The following is a 15,096-nucleotide window of genomic DNA, read 5'->3' on the forward strand; positions in this document are numbered from 1 at the left end:
GGCATCTCTGTTAGTGCGTAGGTGAATCAATAATCCTCAGTATTTATTACTTTTCTGCTAACCCACAACTGCGAACCCTGTCTTACAGGGGATAGTTCTGCGTTTCTGCTGACGATTAGAATGTTGTCGATTGGGGACAGCTTTGATAAAATTGGTTATCAAGAACATACGTTTCCCACTGCTGATGACGACATTCGAGTAGCCGATTAGGAGGACAGAGACATGACCCGCAGTTATAAGACTAAACTCCACGTGGCCAATGATGCCCAAAATGATTTCTTGGTCCTGTGCATGGCCGTTAAACGCAAATTGTACAATCTTTATCGCAGCGTGCAGTTCGGCTTGCTGGAGACGCGCAAGCGGCTTTATCCAGATTATGAGGCTTTCAAGGAGCTGCCTAAAGAAACACGGAACCAGTTTTATATCTCTGCGGCAGAGTTTGAGAAAGTGTTCAACCACGTTATCCGGGTCAGCGGTTCCTATCCCGCCTGGTGGGATCAAGCTCCGCAGAAAACTCGAAAGCAGGCCTTTCGCGATGCTGAGCGAGCTTTCCAGAACTATTTCAAAGGTTTAGCAGAAGAACCGCGCTTCAAGGGCTATCGCGCCCGTCAAGCAGCCTACTTCAGCGGTTCGATCCGCGTTCAGCGCGACCGCATTAGATTACCACTGATTGGTTGGCTGCGGCTTTCGGAATTTGGTTATTTACCCACTGATGACCAGCTTCAGAAAACTGGGTATCACATCACTGGCTGCTGGGTCAGCCGCTGGGCGAATGACTATTGGGTGGTAGTGGCTACTGATGAGCCGGCACCAACCCAGCCAGTCGCGCACACGGAGACCGAGTTAGGCCTGGGCATTGATCTGGGCATCAAAGATATGGCCATTTTGAATACCGGCAAAAAGTTTATCAATATTTCCAAAACGTCCTATTACTACCACGTAGAAAAGATGAAGAAACGCTGGCAGGTCCGCTTGGCCCGGCGCAAAAGTGCGGCCGAGAAGAGTTTCGCCAAGAATCACCCGCATCAAAAGGCTGGTTATCTGACCAGTCGAGGCATCGAAGAGGCTCGATACTATCTGACCCGCTGGTCAGCTAAACTGGCAAAGATCAACAAAGAAACGGTACGCCAAGCCATTGCGCAAATTGTTAAGCTTAAACCGCCGCATATCACCGTGGAAAAACTCAACATCAAGGGGATGAAGGCCAATCCCAAGCTGGCACCCAGTATCCAAAAACTGGGACTGTCTTACTTCAAGACTTGGCTCACGTGGCAGTGTCTAAAGCATGGCATTGAGTTGCGCGAAGTCAGCACCTGGTATCCCAGTACAAAGTTATGCAGCACCTGCGGCACTTACAATCGAGCTCAATTCCACGGTACGATGGCGGATCTGGCCGTCCGCCAATTCAATTGTCCGCACTGCGGATTATCCATCGACCGCGACGTGAATGCCGCGATCAACTTGCAGCAAGCAACAGACTATACGGTCCTTACGGCAACTGAATAAGATCGAGGCGCGAGCCTCCATACCCGACGTTCACGGGAACTTCAAGGCCGGGAATCAGTGTTAGACTCGACTGCCAGGCTACCCTAGTTGGCTGAGAGCATCTCGGACAGACCATCGTCTGGAGAACCGGCAATCATCTTATTTAGTACCATTTGGTACCTAAAAAAGGAACGGCGTAGAACATCCCTTGTTTGCGCGCTGCCTGATCCAGGTCGCCGTTGATCACAGCGGGTTCGACCACCGCTAGAGAATCGGCCTTACTAATTTCCAGAATGTGGTTCATCTTGATGGTAGAAAGGATAATACTACCGGGCAGCCCATCCGCCCCGATGACGGTACTGGTATGGGCAGATTGCGGCACGATCGGAATATGGTACTTGCGCGCCGTTGCCAAAGCGCCTTGGATATCCGCTGTATTTTGGGCTTCGACAATGGCCAAGGCTAATCCCGCGCCCTCACCGGTCATGTTCTCACTGTAAGAATACTTCTTCAGCTCGGCCGGATCCGTGACGACGGCGCCAGTACTGACTCGACTGCGCAGATCCTGCAGAATATCAGTATTTGAAAATGCGGCAAATGTTGCCACCGATGATCACTTTTTTCGTTGACTTCGAGTTTATTGTCGGCGTCGGGGGAGGAAGATACAAGAATTTTAGCTTAGCTAAGCAAAGTATAAGGGGAGTGCATCAGAATTTTGGTATACTGCACCGTGGGAAAACGAATTCATTAGGCTGGCCAGAAAGGCGGGGATTTTGATGATGGTCGGACGCAAAGTAACCAATGCAGAGGTGGTGCTGACATTCATCGAGTTGCTGATCGTATTAGGAGTGCTCTTACACGGGTGGGTGCAGACGGTCATGCCGTGGTTCGCTACGGTGATGGTCCCGCTCACCGTGATTGTGCTGCTTTGGACCTGGCTGACGGCGTGGCGGCATGATGGGCAGTGGCCATTAGTGGACCACATCATGATGTCTGTGCTGATTCTGATTTGGCTGGCTAATTTGTACAGTCAGATGATGCTTTCAGGACTGATCTATGATCGTGTTAATGGTATCGCCCTTATTGCCTTGGCACTTTATTGGATTATCCACGGCGTTGGTCCTAATTGGGCGGCGAATCATTCGAAGAAAATATGAAGCAGATCGACAAGGTATCAGCGTATCGAGGAAACTTTGCCCCTGCCGATTGTGATTGATTCCTTTCTTGTGGTACAGTCGTTGCAAATGAATGAAGGGAAGCGGTCCGATGCCGGAGGCTAAACTCACGCGGCCCGAAATTGTCTTATTACTCATATTGTCTGGTTTACTCGCGGGTGATTTCTTAGGGGCTTGGCTCAATCTGTCCTTCCACTGGTACACCCTGATCCTGATTGCGTTGATGCTGGTTGTCCTTAGTTGGAATTGGATTCGCTATTGGTACCGCAGTCGCGGCTGGGGGCTGCTCAATAACATCGCCTTAACGCTGCTGATTTTGGTTTGGCTGGTCAGCTTTTATGCCCATACCGTGTTATCCACGGGTATGGTCCAAATGAGTTACAACATTGCCCACTTAGCATTGTTGGTGTACATTTTCGGCCGGGCTGGCGGCTTGATTGTGCTTAGTCATCGGCAAAGAGAGTCAAAATAAGCGTTGTGTCCACCGGAACACAGGCGGATACAGCGCTTATTGGTTATTGCGGCGGTTGTAATTGCGAAATCTGCTGCCGGTACAGCGGGATACGGTTGAGCTGCCAGATAAACAATACTAGCACGGCGATGATAAATACGCTGCTGAAGCTCCAATACAGGATCGGTTGACTGAAGATGGGAAAGTAGTGCAGCAGAAACCCGAAAATAGATGCTGCACCGCTCAAGGCACACCAGGAAAGCGGCACGATTCGGAGCGGCGGCATTAGCCAGACCATCAAAAGAAAAATCAATGGTATGAGCACGAGAACGGTTGCAGCAACTGGCCAAGTCGACATTTGCCGGGCCAATTGGGCAGGCGATTGATGCGTGACCAGGGCATAACCGCCAATGAAGAGCGGCAAGGACAGGAATATCAGAAAGAATAAGAAAATCCGTTTTTGACCGAAAGAAACAACCGGTGGTAGAAATACCAGCGTAATAAATGCCCAGCCGTAGACAAGATTACCCCAAGCAAAGTGGATCGTCGGTTGCAAAAGCATTGGATAAATTGTGTAGCTCATCAACATACTGAACAGGGGGATAAAGAAAACCAGTTTTTCACTGAGACTGGCCGCTGGAATGGTTTCTGAAATAGCTTTGGCGGATGCCTGGGCGTCCGCACCGAAATACTGACGTGCCGAGCGGCCATGGGCCTGAGCGTCAGCCGCGTTATCGATCACGTCCGCAATCGTTTCTTCTAACGCCAGATAATCTTTTTGCGGCTGGTTGCGCAGATACCCGACCAGTTCTTCAATATAGAGGTGGTTCAACCCCTTCAACTGGGTCATGCGCGTGTCGTTCTCTTTTTCAATTTGAGTTTTCATTTTGGGTGGCCTCCTTGGGTCAGCTGGTCCATCGCAGCAGCAAGCTGCATCCATTGCTGGGCAAATAGTGCTGCGTCTCGCTCGCCGGTGGCTGACAGGTGATAGTATTTGCGATCCGGTCCCGTGGTGGAAGGATGCCGGACGCCAATGATTTGTTTATTGCGCTGCATTTTCAGCAGCAAAGGATAAATGGTCCCTTCAGGTATGTCACCGAATCCCAGCGTACTTAATTTCTCGTGCAGGGCGTAGCCGTAAATTTCGCCTTGTCTGATGATCAATAGGATCGCGCCTTCGAGAATCCCTTTGAGCATTTGGGAGGGAATACGTTCACCAGCCATCGCGTCGCCGCCTTTCCAGTACCTTGTAAAGCAAAGTATACAAAGCTGGCGGTACCTTGTCAAACAATGTAGCCAAAAAAGCGGGGCATATTGTTTTCCCTGAACCAGTTGGATTTGCTATGCTGGAGATGTACTTGGTAATCAATATAAGTTATGGAGGCGCGATTGATGAGCAAGACACAATTCCCCAAGACCCAAGCCCAACTGAACCAGTTGGTGGCCGATTTGATGCAGCTGCAGACGAACATTCAGCAGATCCACTGGTACATGCGCGGCCGGAATTTCTTCCGCCTGCACCCGCTGATGGACGAGTACAAGGACCAGATGGCGACCATGCTGGATGAGATTGCCGAACGGCTGATTGCCTTGGGCGGTGCACCCTATGCGACGACCCACGAATTTATTGACCATACCGGGTTGCCGGATGAAAAGATCGACTGGAATCAGTACAGCCTGTCGGACCTCATGGATCGCCTGCGCAAGCAGATCGAATACTTGCGGGATCAGTTCCAAAAGGGAATCGAGATCACTGACGGCGAGAAGGACTTCCCGACTCAGGATATGCTGAATGGGTACAAGGCGGACATGGATAAGATTATTTGGATGCTGAGTGCTTATTTGGGAGAAGGTCCGTTGGCTGATTAAGAAGTGCGGGGTTAAAATGGCTAAAATCGGCATTTTGCCTTTTTGAGTATTAAATATCCAGGTACTAAACGCAAAAACGCCAATATTTGCATTTACGCTGATCAATTTCGCGTAACAAATGCAAATATTGGCGGTTTTGAGATTAAGAATAGCAAACGAGGCCAGAAAAAAACGAAAACCCGCAATTGTTGGGTTTTCGTTTTTTTAAGCTAAATAACCGGTTCGGCTTGCTTAGCTTTTTCCACCGCAGCCATGGCCACAGCGTTGACCCAGTTGATCGGTTGATCAAAGTTGGGCTGGAAGAAGGTGTCGACCATGGCCAGGGTCTCAATGGTCATCTTGGTTTGAATCGCCATGGAAATCATGTTGGCCGACATGGAGACGTCGTGGGCACTGTAGAAGGCGCCGCCCAGGACTTGGTGGGTGGTCGGGTCCCAAGTCAGAGAAGCTGCCACCGGTGTGGTCGTCAGCATGAATTCAGGCCGATAGTTCTGTTCGATCGTGACGCTGTCCACAGTGATTCCTCGGGCAGCCGCACCCGCGGCGGTCAGGCCGGAGGCGGCGAGCGTCATATCGAAGAGGGCCACGGCACTGGACGCCTGCGTCCCTAAGTATCGTTCAGTGGGTGCGGCAATGTTCTTGCCGATGAGGATTCCTTGACGCACCGCATTCGTCGCCAACGGAATGTAGTCGTCCTGCCCAGTGGGGTTGTAGTGCACGGCGGCGGAGTCGCCCGCCGCGAAGATTTCCGGTCGGCTGGATTGCATGTAGGCATCAGTGATCACCGCGCCGTTGGCCAACATGTCGACCTGGTTTTGCAGCAGTTCAGTGCGGGGCCGGAAGCCGACAGCCAGCACGGCAATATCGGCGGTGTAGGCGGCCTGATCGGTGGTGACCGTGATCTGGTCGGCAGCAGTGGTGAAACTGGTGACCTTTTGCCCCAGGGCTAATACTGTGCCGTGTTTCGTGTACAAGGCTTCGATCCGATCGGTGATGTCCCGGTCGAAATTCTTCGCCAGGACCCGATCGAAGGCATCTACCAGGGTGACCTTTTTTCCGCTCAAAGCATACTGCTCCGCCAGCTCCGCCCCGATATATCCGGCGCCGATGACGACGACCGAATTGATCGACTGGGCGTTGTCATGGAGTTTCTTGGCGTCCGTCCAGTTCTTGCAGAGGAAGACGCGCTCGCTTTGAATGCCGGGAATCGGCGGAATCACCGGGGCAGAACCGGGAGTAAAGACCAACTTGTCGTAGTGGTCGGTTACTTGCTCGCCGGTCACCAGGTTCGTGGCGGCAATCGTTTTAGCGTCGGGGTCAATGGCGGTGACGTTATGTTCCATGCGCATGGTCGCGCCCAGCTGGGCCAAGGCGTCTGGACTGGAGTAAAACATTTTGTTCGGGTCAGATACATTGTTGCCGACCCACAGGGCGATCCCGCAGGAAAGGAAAGACAGATTGTCGTTGCGCTCGTAGACGGTCACGTTGTAGTCGGGATGCTCAGTGAGAATTTGTTGGGTAGCGAAGGTGCCTGCGTGGGTGGCACCGATCACGATAATTTTCAAAATAGCAATACTCCTCTCAAAGGCCATGTGATTCGATTCACAGTTAGAATTGTACCACACGCAATTGCCCACGAAAATACCCAATTGGTAGAAATGTGTGTACCGGTACTTTCTGCTTTTATCAACAGAAATGATACAATGAGACCAATGCGAAAGGCGGTGGCGGTGATGATTTACTTAGCCCAATTTTTCTTTCCCGACGAAGACGCGGAGTGGCGGTTCTTTATTGATTTGAAAAAGAAAACCTATAACACGTATTATCCCTTCCAGGTCTTGCCGGATAAGGGCTTGACCCAAATCAATTGTGCCCCGATCACCATTCTGAATGGCGGCAATGGGTCGGGGAAGACGACCGTGCTGAATATTATTGCGGAAAAACTGGGACTGCACCGGGAAGCTCCTTACAACCGGACCAATTTCTTTGAAAATTATTTGGATCGAACCGACGCCACCACGGTGGGCACGATACCGAAGAAGAGCGCGATCATCACCAGTGATGATGTGTTTGATTACATGCTCACGATTCGCCAGGCCAATCAGGGGATCGACCGCCAGCGGGACCGTCTGGAGGATGAGTATTTAGCGACTAAACACGCCCGCTTCCAGTTCAACGGCCCCGAAGATTACGACCAATTGAAGTCCATCCTGGAGACCCGCAGCAAGACCCAGTCGCGCTACATCCGCGACCACCTGATGCGCAACTTGACGGAGGGGTCCAACGGCGAGAGCGCCATGGCCTATTTCACCGATCGGATCAAGGAGAACGCGCTGTATCTGCTGGATGAACCGGAGAATTCGCTATCCCCGGAGAAACAGCTGGAGCTGGTCAAATTCATCACTGATTCAGCTCGGTTCTTCGGCTGCCAGTTCATCATCGCCACCCACTCGCCGTTCCTGCTGGCGCTCCCGGAGGCGAAGATCTATGACATGGATACGACGCCGGTGGCGGAGAAAAAGTGGACGGAACTGCCTGAGGTGCGGGCGTATTACTATTTCTTCCACCAGCATGCAAAGGAGTTTAAAGAAAAATGAATACTGAAGACAAAGATTGGCTGATGCGGCAGGTGCGAGCCTTCGCCACGGGGTTAGGCGCGCTGTTATCCAAGGATTCTTTGCGTGATTTTTTGGAATACAAGCACTATGACAGTGCAATCATTACGGATGATGACCTGGATGCGCTGATTGTCTATGCCCAGTTCCAACGGCTGGCAGAGGCTCGGCAATTATCAGCGGCCGATTTGGCAGCCGCCAGCGGTATTGCCGCAGATCGCCTGGCGGCGTTTACCAAGGGTACGGCCTTACCCACCACGGCGGAACAGCGGCAGATGCAGGAGTTTTTGGACCATGCGGCAGAATAGCGGAGCTATCTGCCACTATCTCCCGGTTATCTCCCGGTCGACAGGTAACTCCCGAGAAAAAGGCACAAGCCCTCTCAACAAGAGAACTTGTGCCTTTTTTGCACGCGCGCCGACCAGACGCAGATGATCACGATCGTGACTCCCGCAGAGTCACTACGAATATGTCTTGACGCTCTGTTCACGGCTGACGCGCGTAGTGAACCTTAGACCCAATTGTTGTCGATTGCATTGACGAACATCGCCGTGATGACCTTTTCCAGTTCATCATGCTTTGGTGCCGGCGTAACTTCGGTAGAGGTTGCGCGCTTCACTTGTTCCTGTCTCCGCTTCACAAGGATTCACCTCGATCCCGGTTCCAAGGCAAGTATAGCGCGCTCCCAACGCGGACGCATTAGTGACAGCACATATGAATCACCGGCGAATTATTGAGCGGCACGGTGGACAACGCTTTCTAAATCTTTTTTGTTTTCAATCAATACTTCATCCAGCTGTTCACTGGCAAAGACGAGTTTCTTCGGCAAGTTTCGGACCGGAGTAGGCAGCGACCATTGTTTTTCATCCCAGATATGGGCTGGACTGTGTTCAGAAAACTGATACACACTGCTCGCCGGGGTGATCACCCGGCGGATCAGCGAGAACCCGCGGACCGCCGTATAGCATTGATAGTAGGCGTCCAGCCGCCAGTGATGCACAGCGGGCAAAGACAGCAGAAGAAAAATGGACCCCACGCTGTCTTCGGTTTCCATGACTGTTTGGTTGTGCAGCCACGGGGCATAAAGCACGCCCGCCATGCACGGATCATCCCACTCAGCGGCTTGAGCTGTCCAGGTGGTTTCGTCCTGGCGGAACTTGGCCGTCATTTCTGCTGGCGTCAGCAGTTTAAACGCCTGATGCGGGCAATCGAGGCCATGAAATTTCCGGTACGGATCAGTGGCGTCGATCAATACCCACCGGCCCGCCACCTGGGTGGCTGCACAAATGTGATCCTGCCAATCGCCGTAGCAGTCCTTTTGCACCGTCGCATAGGCCGCCGGGTGCCCAGCCGCCACCAACAGACTGACCAGCAGATTGCTGAAGTCGCCGCAGGTGCCGCTGTGCCAGTGCACGACATCGAGATCGCTGCGCTGGAGTGGCGCAAAGGGCGCATTGAGCCGGCTGTACTGAATCTTCTCGGTGTCAAACCAGTCCAGCGCCGCGGCCATCAGATCCATGGCGGATTGGGCGGGCCCACCAAGATTGGTTACTAACTGCTGGATTTCGGGATCAGTTGGATGGATGTAAGAATTCGCCACGGAGTCACCTGCTTTCTTTTTCTTATTTTCCTTACTTTAGCATATTGATCGGGTAGAAAAACAGTCCACCCCCCAGACCCGGGAACAGAAAACGCTGGCAGGGTGTTAGGGTGCCAAGCACGGTCTATTCGGCCGGACTATTATCAGCCTGTATAGTAATGATCAAGACACTCAGGTATACTGATAAAAAGGGTGTGAGACTATGCGGTATGTACTGATTGTTTGTATTGTCATCGCTATTGCAACAGGGGTTATTGCCAATAAAAAGCGCCAGAAACAGTAGACCGTATATAAAATGGTCAAGCAGATGAAAAAATCCCATCATCCGCTTGACCTTTTTTGACGTACACACAGTCTTGCAGTGCAGCGTTTACCCAATCAACGACCCAATCGCAAATCCGATCACCATCGTCAACAATCCCACGATCATGTTCCGCAAGGCACCCTTCCGCGCCGGCACCCGGCTCAAGCGGGCGCTGGTGTAGCCTGTCCCAAAGAGGCAGACCACCACAGCGGCCATCGTCACGCTGACTTTGTAAGGATTGGGGATCAGCGTGATACATAATAGCGGCAGCAGGGCACCCAGGATAAAGGCAAAGAAGTCCGCCCCGGCGGCCAGCCAAGGATTGAGCAGTTTATTCAGTTTGATCTGGAATTTCTCAGCCAGAATGGTGGCAATGTCTTCGTTATCCACGATGCTGTGGGCCATGGCCGCCGCGTTTTCAGCGGCGTATCCCTTAGCCAAATAATGCTGATACATGCCCTGGAAACTGGCGTCTTTGTCGTTTTTCAACTGGTCCTGTTCCTTCTGGCAAATCGAATCCTGGAGGTCCCGCTGGGCAGAAACGGACATGTACTCGCCGCCGCCCATGGAAAGAGCGCCGGAGATCATGGCGGAAACGCCGGCCAGCATCAAGGCGGTGGCGGACATATTCGCCCCAGCGACCCCCATGACGATGCCGGCGGTGGAAATAATACCGTCATTGGCGCCCATCACGCCGGCGCGCAGCACGTTTAATCGATTACCCAAATCCCGGCGGAAAGAGAGACGCTGGCGCCAGGGCAGACGATGTTGTTTTGGTTCGATTAAAATTGTTTCCTCGTTTTCCATACCCAAGTATTCAATTTATTTATGCGGGTATTGTTTAGGAAGAGCATACCGCATTTTCAATTTGATTGGTAGCGAAAAGCATCACAACTAATGATCGGCATTATGGACGGATCGGAAGCAGCCTTGAGCCGCATAAAGCAGAGCGGCCACGCCGACGCCGGCGGCGGTGAACCAGGCGACGCCGTAGAAACCGGTAAAGTTGGCAATAAGAAAGCCGCCGATCCCGCCGCTGATGGCCTCGCCCAAGTACATCGCGGCATTCGCCAAGGCCGCGATCGTGCCCCGGGTTTCACCGGCTTGGGCCTGCAAGGTGGACATGAACAGCGGGAATATGGCCCCGCCGATCAAGTAGATGAACGCCAGAATCAATGCCGCCACCCAGGCCGCGGGCGCCACTGGCAAGACGATGTAGCCAATGATGAAGAGCAGAAATTCCAGGGCAAATGCCCGGGGCAGCGTCAGCCAGCGCACGAAGCGGCTGCTTAACAGGCTGCCGATGAATTGGCCGATCCCGATGACCAGCATCAAACTGCCGATCAGGGAAACGGATAAGCCGTAGCTTTTGGCAAACCAGGTGCCAATGAACGCGAAGCCGCAGAAATTGGCCATCTGGAACAAGAAATAGGCAAAGAGCAGCTTGACCACCGGCCGATTGTGCCAGACTTGGCGGTACACCGCGGTTGACTCATGGTCATCCGCACTGCTCAAGCTGGGCAGATAGCGGGCGCTGAGCAGGGTCAACAGCAGGGCAATTGTGCCGACAAAGAAGAACGGGAACCGCCAAGAGACAGCAGCCAAAAAGCTGCCCAGCGGCACACCGACAATTTGTGCCACAGCTAACCCAGCAGAGACATAGCCCATCATTTTGACGACCTGATCCTTGGGGAACAGCAGCGGGATGGCGGCCCAGATTTGCGGACCGGCGCAGGCGGCGGCCAGACCGGCTAAGAAACGGGCGGCCAGCATCATGGGGTATGTATTGGCCAAGCCGCCCAGAGCGGTGGCGCCGGCGAAGATCAGCAAGCCGATGAGCAGAATGCGCCGCCGGTCATGCCGGTCTGAAATGGGGCCGACAACGATTGCCGAAAGGGTATAGCCCAGCGCGTAGGCACTGACAATAAAACCGGACAGGTGCTCAGGAATCCCGTAATACTGGGTCAGCGTCGGCAATAAGGGCGAAACCAGGAACGTATCCGTCCCGATAATAAACGTAATCAAGAAAAAGAGGAGTGAAAGTCTTTTCAGTCGCATCAGCAAAGCCGCCTAACTGTTTTATAGTTGGAAATGTTTCAAACAATCAACTAAAAGAAAAACGTGCACTGCCCGCAGGCGGCACGTTTCGCTGTTATAGACTCGCCAGTAAGCCCGGTAATACCGCATCGATTCGATCCGTATTGAGCTGGACGAACTTCTCCCGGCCCTGGGTGCGGGTCGTGACCAGGCCGATCTCTCGCAGGGTGCGCAGGTGGTAGGACATGGTCGACTTATCGATCTCGATATGCTGATTCAGTTCGCCGCAGCCCATTTCGTGGCCGACGCGGTAAAGCATGCGCACGATCGTGTAGCGCCCTGGTTCAGACAGGGCAAAGAAGATCCGGCGCTTAAATTCTTCTGTGCTGGTGGCTGCTGATTGTTTGATATCCATAAAACAGTTGTACCACCTTGACCATGGTGCTGCAACTTAAATTTGGAAGGCGCTGCGGTTTTGCAGGTAAGTAATTTCGTCGAAGGTGATCCGCTGCTGCAAGCGTTCGGCCAGTTCGGAAGTGATTTCATTCTTCGCCAACGCGTCTTGGATCAACTCGTACTCGGCGTGGAATGCTTTCAAAAACATTTGATAAATGATGTCGCCGTCCACGGCGTCGACTTGAACCCGGCGGTGACGATCCCGGTAGAAGCGGCGGATGGTGTTTACTTCCGCGCGGTTGTCTTTGTCTTCCAGGGTCCCCAATCGTTTCATCACGGCGTCATAGCCGGCTTTTTCAATCGGCAGAATGTCTTCATTGTGGGCAGTGAACTGCTTCTTCCAGAAAATCGGCTCCAAGTTGATGGGGCTGGTCAAAAAGGCATCCTGCACCGAGCGCAGATCGCGATAAATATGGCCCATGTGCAATGTGAAACGGGTGCGCAGGAGCAAGTTCTTCCAGATCCGCTGGTCGGCGGTGAAGTCGTTCAAGTCGATGAAGTTGTTGTAGTAATGAGCTTCATCGTCCGTAATCGTCTTGGCCTGGCGCAGGGCCTCAATGGTTTTTTTCTCCGTATCAATGGTGTCCTGGAAAATTGTCTGCTGGACCCGGCGATTCGGCGCGTCATCCAGGATCCGTTCCTGGGCGAGACTGTCCAGCACGATCTGGGCTTCAGCGGGGTGTTCCGTCTCTTCCCGCATGGCCTTGATACCCTCGGCCAGCATCCGCCGAACCCACACATGCTGTTTGTTGGCGACGGGCTGTTTTTTCACGAGCAGGGGGAAGACAAGCGGCGGGACGACCAGGCTGATGATGATCACCACGGCGGCCATGAAGATCAATTCATTGCGCAGAGTGACGCCGCGAGGCATGGAAAAGGCCAAGGACAGCGTGATGGTCCCGTTGGCGCCGCCAAAGCCGATGATCAAAGCATCGCGCCAGCGGTGCTTGGTGCGGGGCACATGGACGAGATAGCGGCTCCACAGAATCCGCAGGACCAGTTTGCTCAGGTAGATGCCCAGGCCAATGATGTTCAACAGCAGGAAGGTATTTCCGTACCAGGCGTCGCTGATCACGGTGGGCAAGGTCACGCCCAATAAAACAAAAACCAAGCCGGACAGGATCCCGCTGACCATTTCCCAGACATTGGTGGAGACAATCTGCATCCGAGCGCTGGTCAAGCGCAGCCGGTCCCGTTCTACCCCATGGGCGATGTCGGCGGCGACCACGGCCAGGATACCGGAGAAGCCCAATTCCTCGGCAAAGAAATAGATCAGCAGCGGGGTGAGTAATTGCAAGGTGGTCATGATGATCGGATCGTCATCGCCCCACTTGATCAGCTGGGTGCGCAGGCTGACGATCAAGGTGCCGACGATTGCCCCGAAGAGAATGCCGCCAATGGCCACGTACAGGAATTGGCCGGTGGCTTGCAGGGGCGAAAATTGACCGGAGATAAACGCCGCCAGAGCCAGGTCAAAGGCCACGATGCCGGCGGCGTCATTGAACAGCGACTCGTTTTCCAAAATCAGCAGCTGCCCCTCACTCAACGGGTTGGTCTGACTGATGGCATTGACTGCCGATGCGTCGGTGGGGGTAACGATGGCAATCAGCGCGAAGGCTAACGCCAAGGGAATGAAGGTGACTGTACTCAGACCGAAGCCGAGCACCAAGACGGTGATCAGCACCAGGCCCACCGCCAGGGAGAAAATATTACCCAGCGTGCGGCCGATCCATAATCGGGAGGCATTCTGCCCTTCGTTAAACAGCAGCGGCGCGATGATGGCAAAGGAGAACACCGAAGGGTCCAGAGTAAAGTTGCGGAAGAAAGGGAAAATGGCTAATCCCATGCCCAAGCCGATGAGCCAGAAGGGCAGCGGGATCTTGGGCAGGTGTTTCGCTAAGACGTTGGCCACAACCACGGCAGCCAGCATCAAGACAAAAATAAAAACTTGATCCACAGCAATTCCCCCTTTTTAACTTATTATAACGTGGGCAGTTCTTTGGCGACGACGATCCGGCCGGTGTGCTGGCTGTCTAATGCTTCATGGGCGGCCACAAATCCCGCCAGAGTGAAAGGAAACACGTGATCAATCGGCACCGTCAGCTGACCTGCCGCGGCTTCTTGGACCAGCTGGGGCAGGGCCGCACTGTCGGTGTCATCCCCGGGATAAGTATGCTGGAAGGTGATGCCGGCGGGCAACCGCGGGGAGCGATGGCTGACTGAAATGATGCGGCCGCCGGGTTTGACCATGGCCACGTCCTGGTCGCCGCCGGCGCCATTCATCGCCACATTGACGACAATGTCGGCGGTGGCGGCAAGGACGGTGCTGATGTCCGCTTGATCGTAAGCGACAAAGCGATCCACGCCCAATTTTTCCACCAGCAGTTTATTCCGAGCACTGGCTACGCCGATGACGGTCGCCCCGACCTGGTTAGCCAGCTGGACGACTAGAGACCCCACGCCGCCGGAAGCCCCTTTGACAATCACTGTTTCACCGGCTCGAATGCGGCCAAAGGTATAGACAATGCGGTAGGCCGTGACTCCGGGCGTCACTAGTGCAGCCGCGGTGGTGAAACTGAGCTGTGCGGGCAGTTTGGCCGTGCTGCGTACCGATGCGGTGACTTGGGCGGCATAGCTTTGCTGGACATGGGCCACGACCCGGTCGCCGATTTGAAAGGTTGCATGATTGCTGCCGACGGCGGTCACAATGCCGGCCGCGTCCCGGCCGGGAATCGTCGGACCGCCTAAGCTGCCCTGTTCCCGGGAAAGGCGCTCCCGATTATTTAGGCCGATGGCGGCAACGTCAATCAAAACCTGATCATTGGCCGGGTGCGGAGCGGCAATATCGAATTCCTGCAAGGCAGTGGGCCCGCCGCCTTGGGTAAAACCGAATGCTTTCATTAATGGTCACTCCTTTTTGGGGTCAGTTTAGCCGGAAATCCGCGGCGCAACAAGCAATATGCTTGCAGCGACCCACATGCAATGGTGTTGGCAGCAATTCAGCACTGCACAATCTGGCTGTATACAATTCGTTTTAACTAGAAGAATACCGAAGAATTTATCAAGCCCCGCGAGACCTTGCACTGATTATACTGGACCGCTTT

The 15,096-nt window shown here is 53.6% G+C and carries 16 protein-coding genes; 6 read left to right on the forward strand and 10 right to left on the reverse strand.

What is annotated here, in order from left to right:
* Positions 1-222: 222 nt before the first annotated feature.
* The gene (locus FMM01_RS14380; protein ID WP_150392976.1) at positions 223-1,506 is read left to right on the forward strand and encodes an RNA-guided endonuclease InsQ/TnpB family protein; all 1,284 of its coding nucleotides are present in this window, start codon (positions 223-225) and stop codon (positions 1,504-1,506) included.
* Positions 1,507-1,648: 142 nt separating this feature from the next.
* On the opposite strand, the gene FMM01_RS14385 is transcribed toward FMM01_RS14380, so the two are convergent.
* Positions 1,649-2,092 (reverse strand): FAD-binding oxidoreductase, encoded by a 444-nt coding sequence (locus tag FMM01_RS14385; RefSeq protein WP_146995236.1) that lies wholly within the window; start codon positions 2,090-2,092, stop codon positions 1,649-1,651.
* A 169-nt stretch (positions 2,093-2,261) separates the two neighbouring features.
* On the opposite strand from FMM01_RS14385, the gene FMM01_RS14390 reads away from it, so the two are divergent.
* Both FMM01_RS14390 and FMM01_RS14395 read left to right on the forward strand, forming a co-directional pair.
* The gene (locus tag FMM01_RS14390) at positions 2,262-2,642 is read left to right on the forward strand and encodes a hypothetical protein (protein ID WP_146995237.1); all 381 of its coding nucleotides are present in this window, start codon (positions 2,262-2,264) and stop codon (positions 2,640-2,642) included.
* Positions 2,643-2,751: 109 nt separating this feature from the next.
* Positions 2,752-3,132: a hypothetical protein gene (locus tag FMM01_RS14395; RefSeq protein ID WP_146995238.1), complete on the forward strand. Its 381-nt coding sequence runs from the start codon at positions 2,752-2,754 to the stop codon at positions 3,130-3,132.
* Between the two features lie 43 nt (positions 3,133-3,175).
* On the opposite strand, the gene FMM01_RS14400 is transcribed toward FMM01_RS14395, so the two are convergent.
* Positions 3,176-3,997, reverse strand: a complete 822-nt coding sequence (locus tag FMM01_RS14400; RefSeq protein ID WP_150392977.1) for a DUF1129 domain-containing protein — start codon at positions 3,995-3,997, stop codon at positions 3,176-3,178.
* Positions 3,994-4,335, reverse strand: coding sequence for a PadR family transcriptional regulator (locus tag FMM01_RS14405; protein WP_223849969.1), 342 nt, complete (start codon positions 4,333-4,335; stop codon positions 3,994-3,996). The genes FMM01_RS14400 and FMM01_RS14405 overlap by 4 nt, the downstream gene beginning before the upstream one ends.
* Positions 4,336-4,503: 168 nt before the next feature.
* Here FMM01_RS14405 and FMM01_RS14410 point away from each other — a divergent pair, with 168 nt between their 5' ends.
* On the forward strand, positions 4,504-4,980 hold the full coding sequence (locus FMM01_RS14410) for a Dps family protein (RefSeq protein WP_150392978.1): 477 nt from the start codon (positions 4,504-4,506) through the stop codon (positions 4,978-4,980).
* 209 nt (positions 4,981-5,189) lie between these two features.
* Here FMM01_RS14410 and FMM01_RS14415 read toward each other — a convergent pair whose 3' ends face one another.
* On the reverse strand, positions 5,190-6,545 hold the full coding sequence (locus FMM01_RS14415) for an FAD-dependent oxidoreductase (protein ID WP_150392979.1): 1,356 nt from the start codon (positions 6,543-6,545) through the stop codon (positions 5,190-5,192).
* 138 nt (positions 6,546-6,683) lie between these two features.
* Here FMM01_RS14415 and FMM01_RS14420 point away from each other — a divergent pair, with 138 nt between their 5' ends.
* Both FMM01_RS14420 and FMM01_RS14425 read left to right on the forward strand, forming a co-directional pair.
* Positions 6,684-7,577 carry an AAA family ATPase gene (locus tag FMM01_RS14420; protein ID WP_223849970.1) on the forward strand — a complete coding sequence of 298 codons (894 nt, stop codon included), beginning with the start codon at positions 6,684-6,686 and terminating at the stop codon, positions 7,575-7,577.
* A complete protein-coding gene (locus FMM01_RS14425) occupies positions 7,574-7,903 on the forward strand; it encodes a hypothetical protein (protein WP_027828310.1) in 330 nt (109 codons plus the stop codon). Before FMM01_RS14420 ends, FMM01_RS14425 begins: the two co-directional genes overlap by 4 nt.
* A 422-nt stretch (positions 7,904-8,325) precedes the next feature.
* Here the strand turns inward: FMM01_RS14425 and FMM01_RS14430 are convergent, their stop codons facing one another.
* The 6 genes from FMM01_RS14430 to FMM01_RS14455 all read right to left on the reverse strand — a co-directional run bounded on the left by FMM01_RS14430 (position 8,326) and on the right by FMM01_RS14455 (position 14,893).
* On the reverse strand, positions 8,326-9,195 hold the full coding sequence (locus tag FMM01_RS14430) for a transglutaminase-like domain-containing protein (protein WP_146995244.1): 870 nt from the start codon (positions 9,193-9,195) through the stop codon (positions 8,326-8,328).
* 370 nt (positions 9,196-9,565) lie between these two features.
* Positions 9,566-10,306: a VIT1/CCC1 transporter family protein gene (locus tag FMM01_RS14435; RefSeq protein ID WP_150392980.1), complete on the reverse strand. Its 741-nt coding sequence runs from the start codon at positions 10,304-10,306 to the stop codon at positions 9,566-9,568.
* A gap of 87 nt (positions 10,307-10,393) precedes the next feature.
* Positions 10,394-11,557 (reverse strand): MFS transporter, encoded by a 1,164-nt coding sequence (locus FMM01_RS14440; protein ID WP_150392981.1) that lies wholly within the window; start codon positions 11,555-11,557, stop codon positions 10,394-10,396.
* A 94-nt stretch (positions 11,558-11,651) separates the two neighbouring features.
* Positions 11,652-11,951, reverse strand: coding sequence for an ArsR/SmtB family transcription factor (locus tag FMM01_RS14445; RefSeq protein WP_027828306.1), 300 nt, complete (start codon positions 11,949-11,951; stop codon positions 11,652-11,654).
* Between the two features lie 36 nt (positions 11,952-11,987).
* The gene (locus FMM01_RS14450) at positions 11,988-13,949 is read right to left on the reverse strand and encodes a cation:proton antiporter (RefSeq protein ID WP_150392982.1); all 1,962 of its coding nucleotides are present in this window, start codon (positions 13,947-13,949) and stop codon (positions 11,988-11,990) included.
* A gap of 23 nt (positions 13,950-13,972) precedes the next feature.
* The gene (locus FMM01_RS14455; protein ID WP_150392983.1) at positions 13,973-14,893 is read right to left on the reverse strand and encodes a quinone oxidoreductase family protein; all 921 of its coding nucleotides are present in this window, start codon (positions 14,891-14,893) and stop codon (positions 13,973-13,975) included.
* Positions 14,894-15,096 lie beyond the last annotated feature (203 nt).

Source organism: Schleiferilactobacillus harbinensis, assembly GCF_008694105.1.
Lineage (GTDB): Bacteria > Bacillota > Bacilli > Lactobacillales > Lactobacillaceae > Schleiferilactobacillus > Schleiferilactobacillus harbinensis.

Bases quoted from the DNA above. Each gene is read 5' to 3' on its own strand.
- FMM01_RS14455 (WP_150392983.1), bottom strand. From the start codon at position 14,893: ATGAAAGCATTCGGTTTTACCCAAGGCGGCGGGCCCACTGCCTTGCAG.
- FMM01_RS14420 (WP_223849970.1), top strand. From the start codon at position 6,684: ATGAGACCAATGCGAAAGGCGGTGGCGGTGATGATTTACTTAGCCCAA.
- FMM01_RS14445 (WP_027828306.1), bottom strand. From the start codon at position 11,951: ATGGATATCAAACAATCAGCAGCCACCAGCACAGAAGAATTTAAGCGC.
- FMM01_RS14440 (WP_150392981.1), bottom strand. From the start codon at position 11,557: ATGCGACTGAAAAGACTTTCACTCCTCTTTTTCTTGATTACGTTTATT.
- FMM01_RS14380 (WP_150392976.1), top strand. From the start codon at position 223: ATGACCCGCAGTTATAAGACTAAACTCCACGTGGCCAATGATGCCCAA.
- FMM01_RS14435 (WP_150392980.1), bottom strand. From the start codon at position 10,306: ATGGAAAACGAGGAAACAATTTTAATCGAACCAAAACAACATCGTCTG.
- FMM01_RS14410 (WP_150392978.1), top strand. From the start codon at position 4,504: ATGAGCAAGACACAATTCCCCAAGACCCAAGCCCAACTGAACCAGTTG.
- FMM01_RS14400 (WP_150392977.1), bottom strand. From the start codon at position 3,997: ATGAAAACTCAAATTGAAAAAGAGAACGACACGCGCATGACCCAGTTG.
- FMM01_RS14425 (WP_027828310.1), top strand. From the start codon at position 7,574: ATGAATACTGAAGACAAAGATTGGCTGATGCGGCAGGTGCGAGCCTTC.
- FMM01_RS14390 (WP_146995237.1), top strand. From the start codon at position 2,262: ATGATGGTCGGACGCAAAGTAACCAATGCAGAGGTGGTGCTGACATTC.
- FMM01_RS14395 (WP_146995238.1), top strand. From the start codon at position 2,752: ATGCCGGAGGCTAAACTCACGCGGCCCGAAATTGTCTTATTACTCATA.
- FMM01_RS14405 (WP_223849969.1), bottom strand. From the start codon at position 4,335: ATGGCTGGTGAACGTATTCCCTCCCAAATGCTCAAAGGGATTCTCGAA.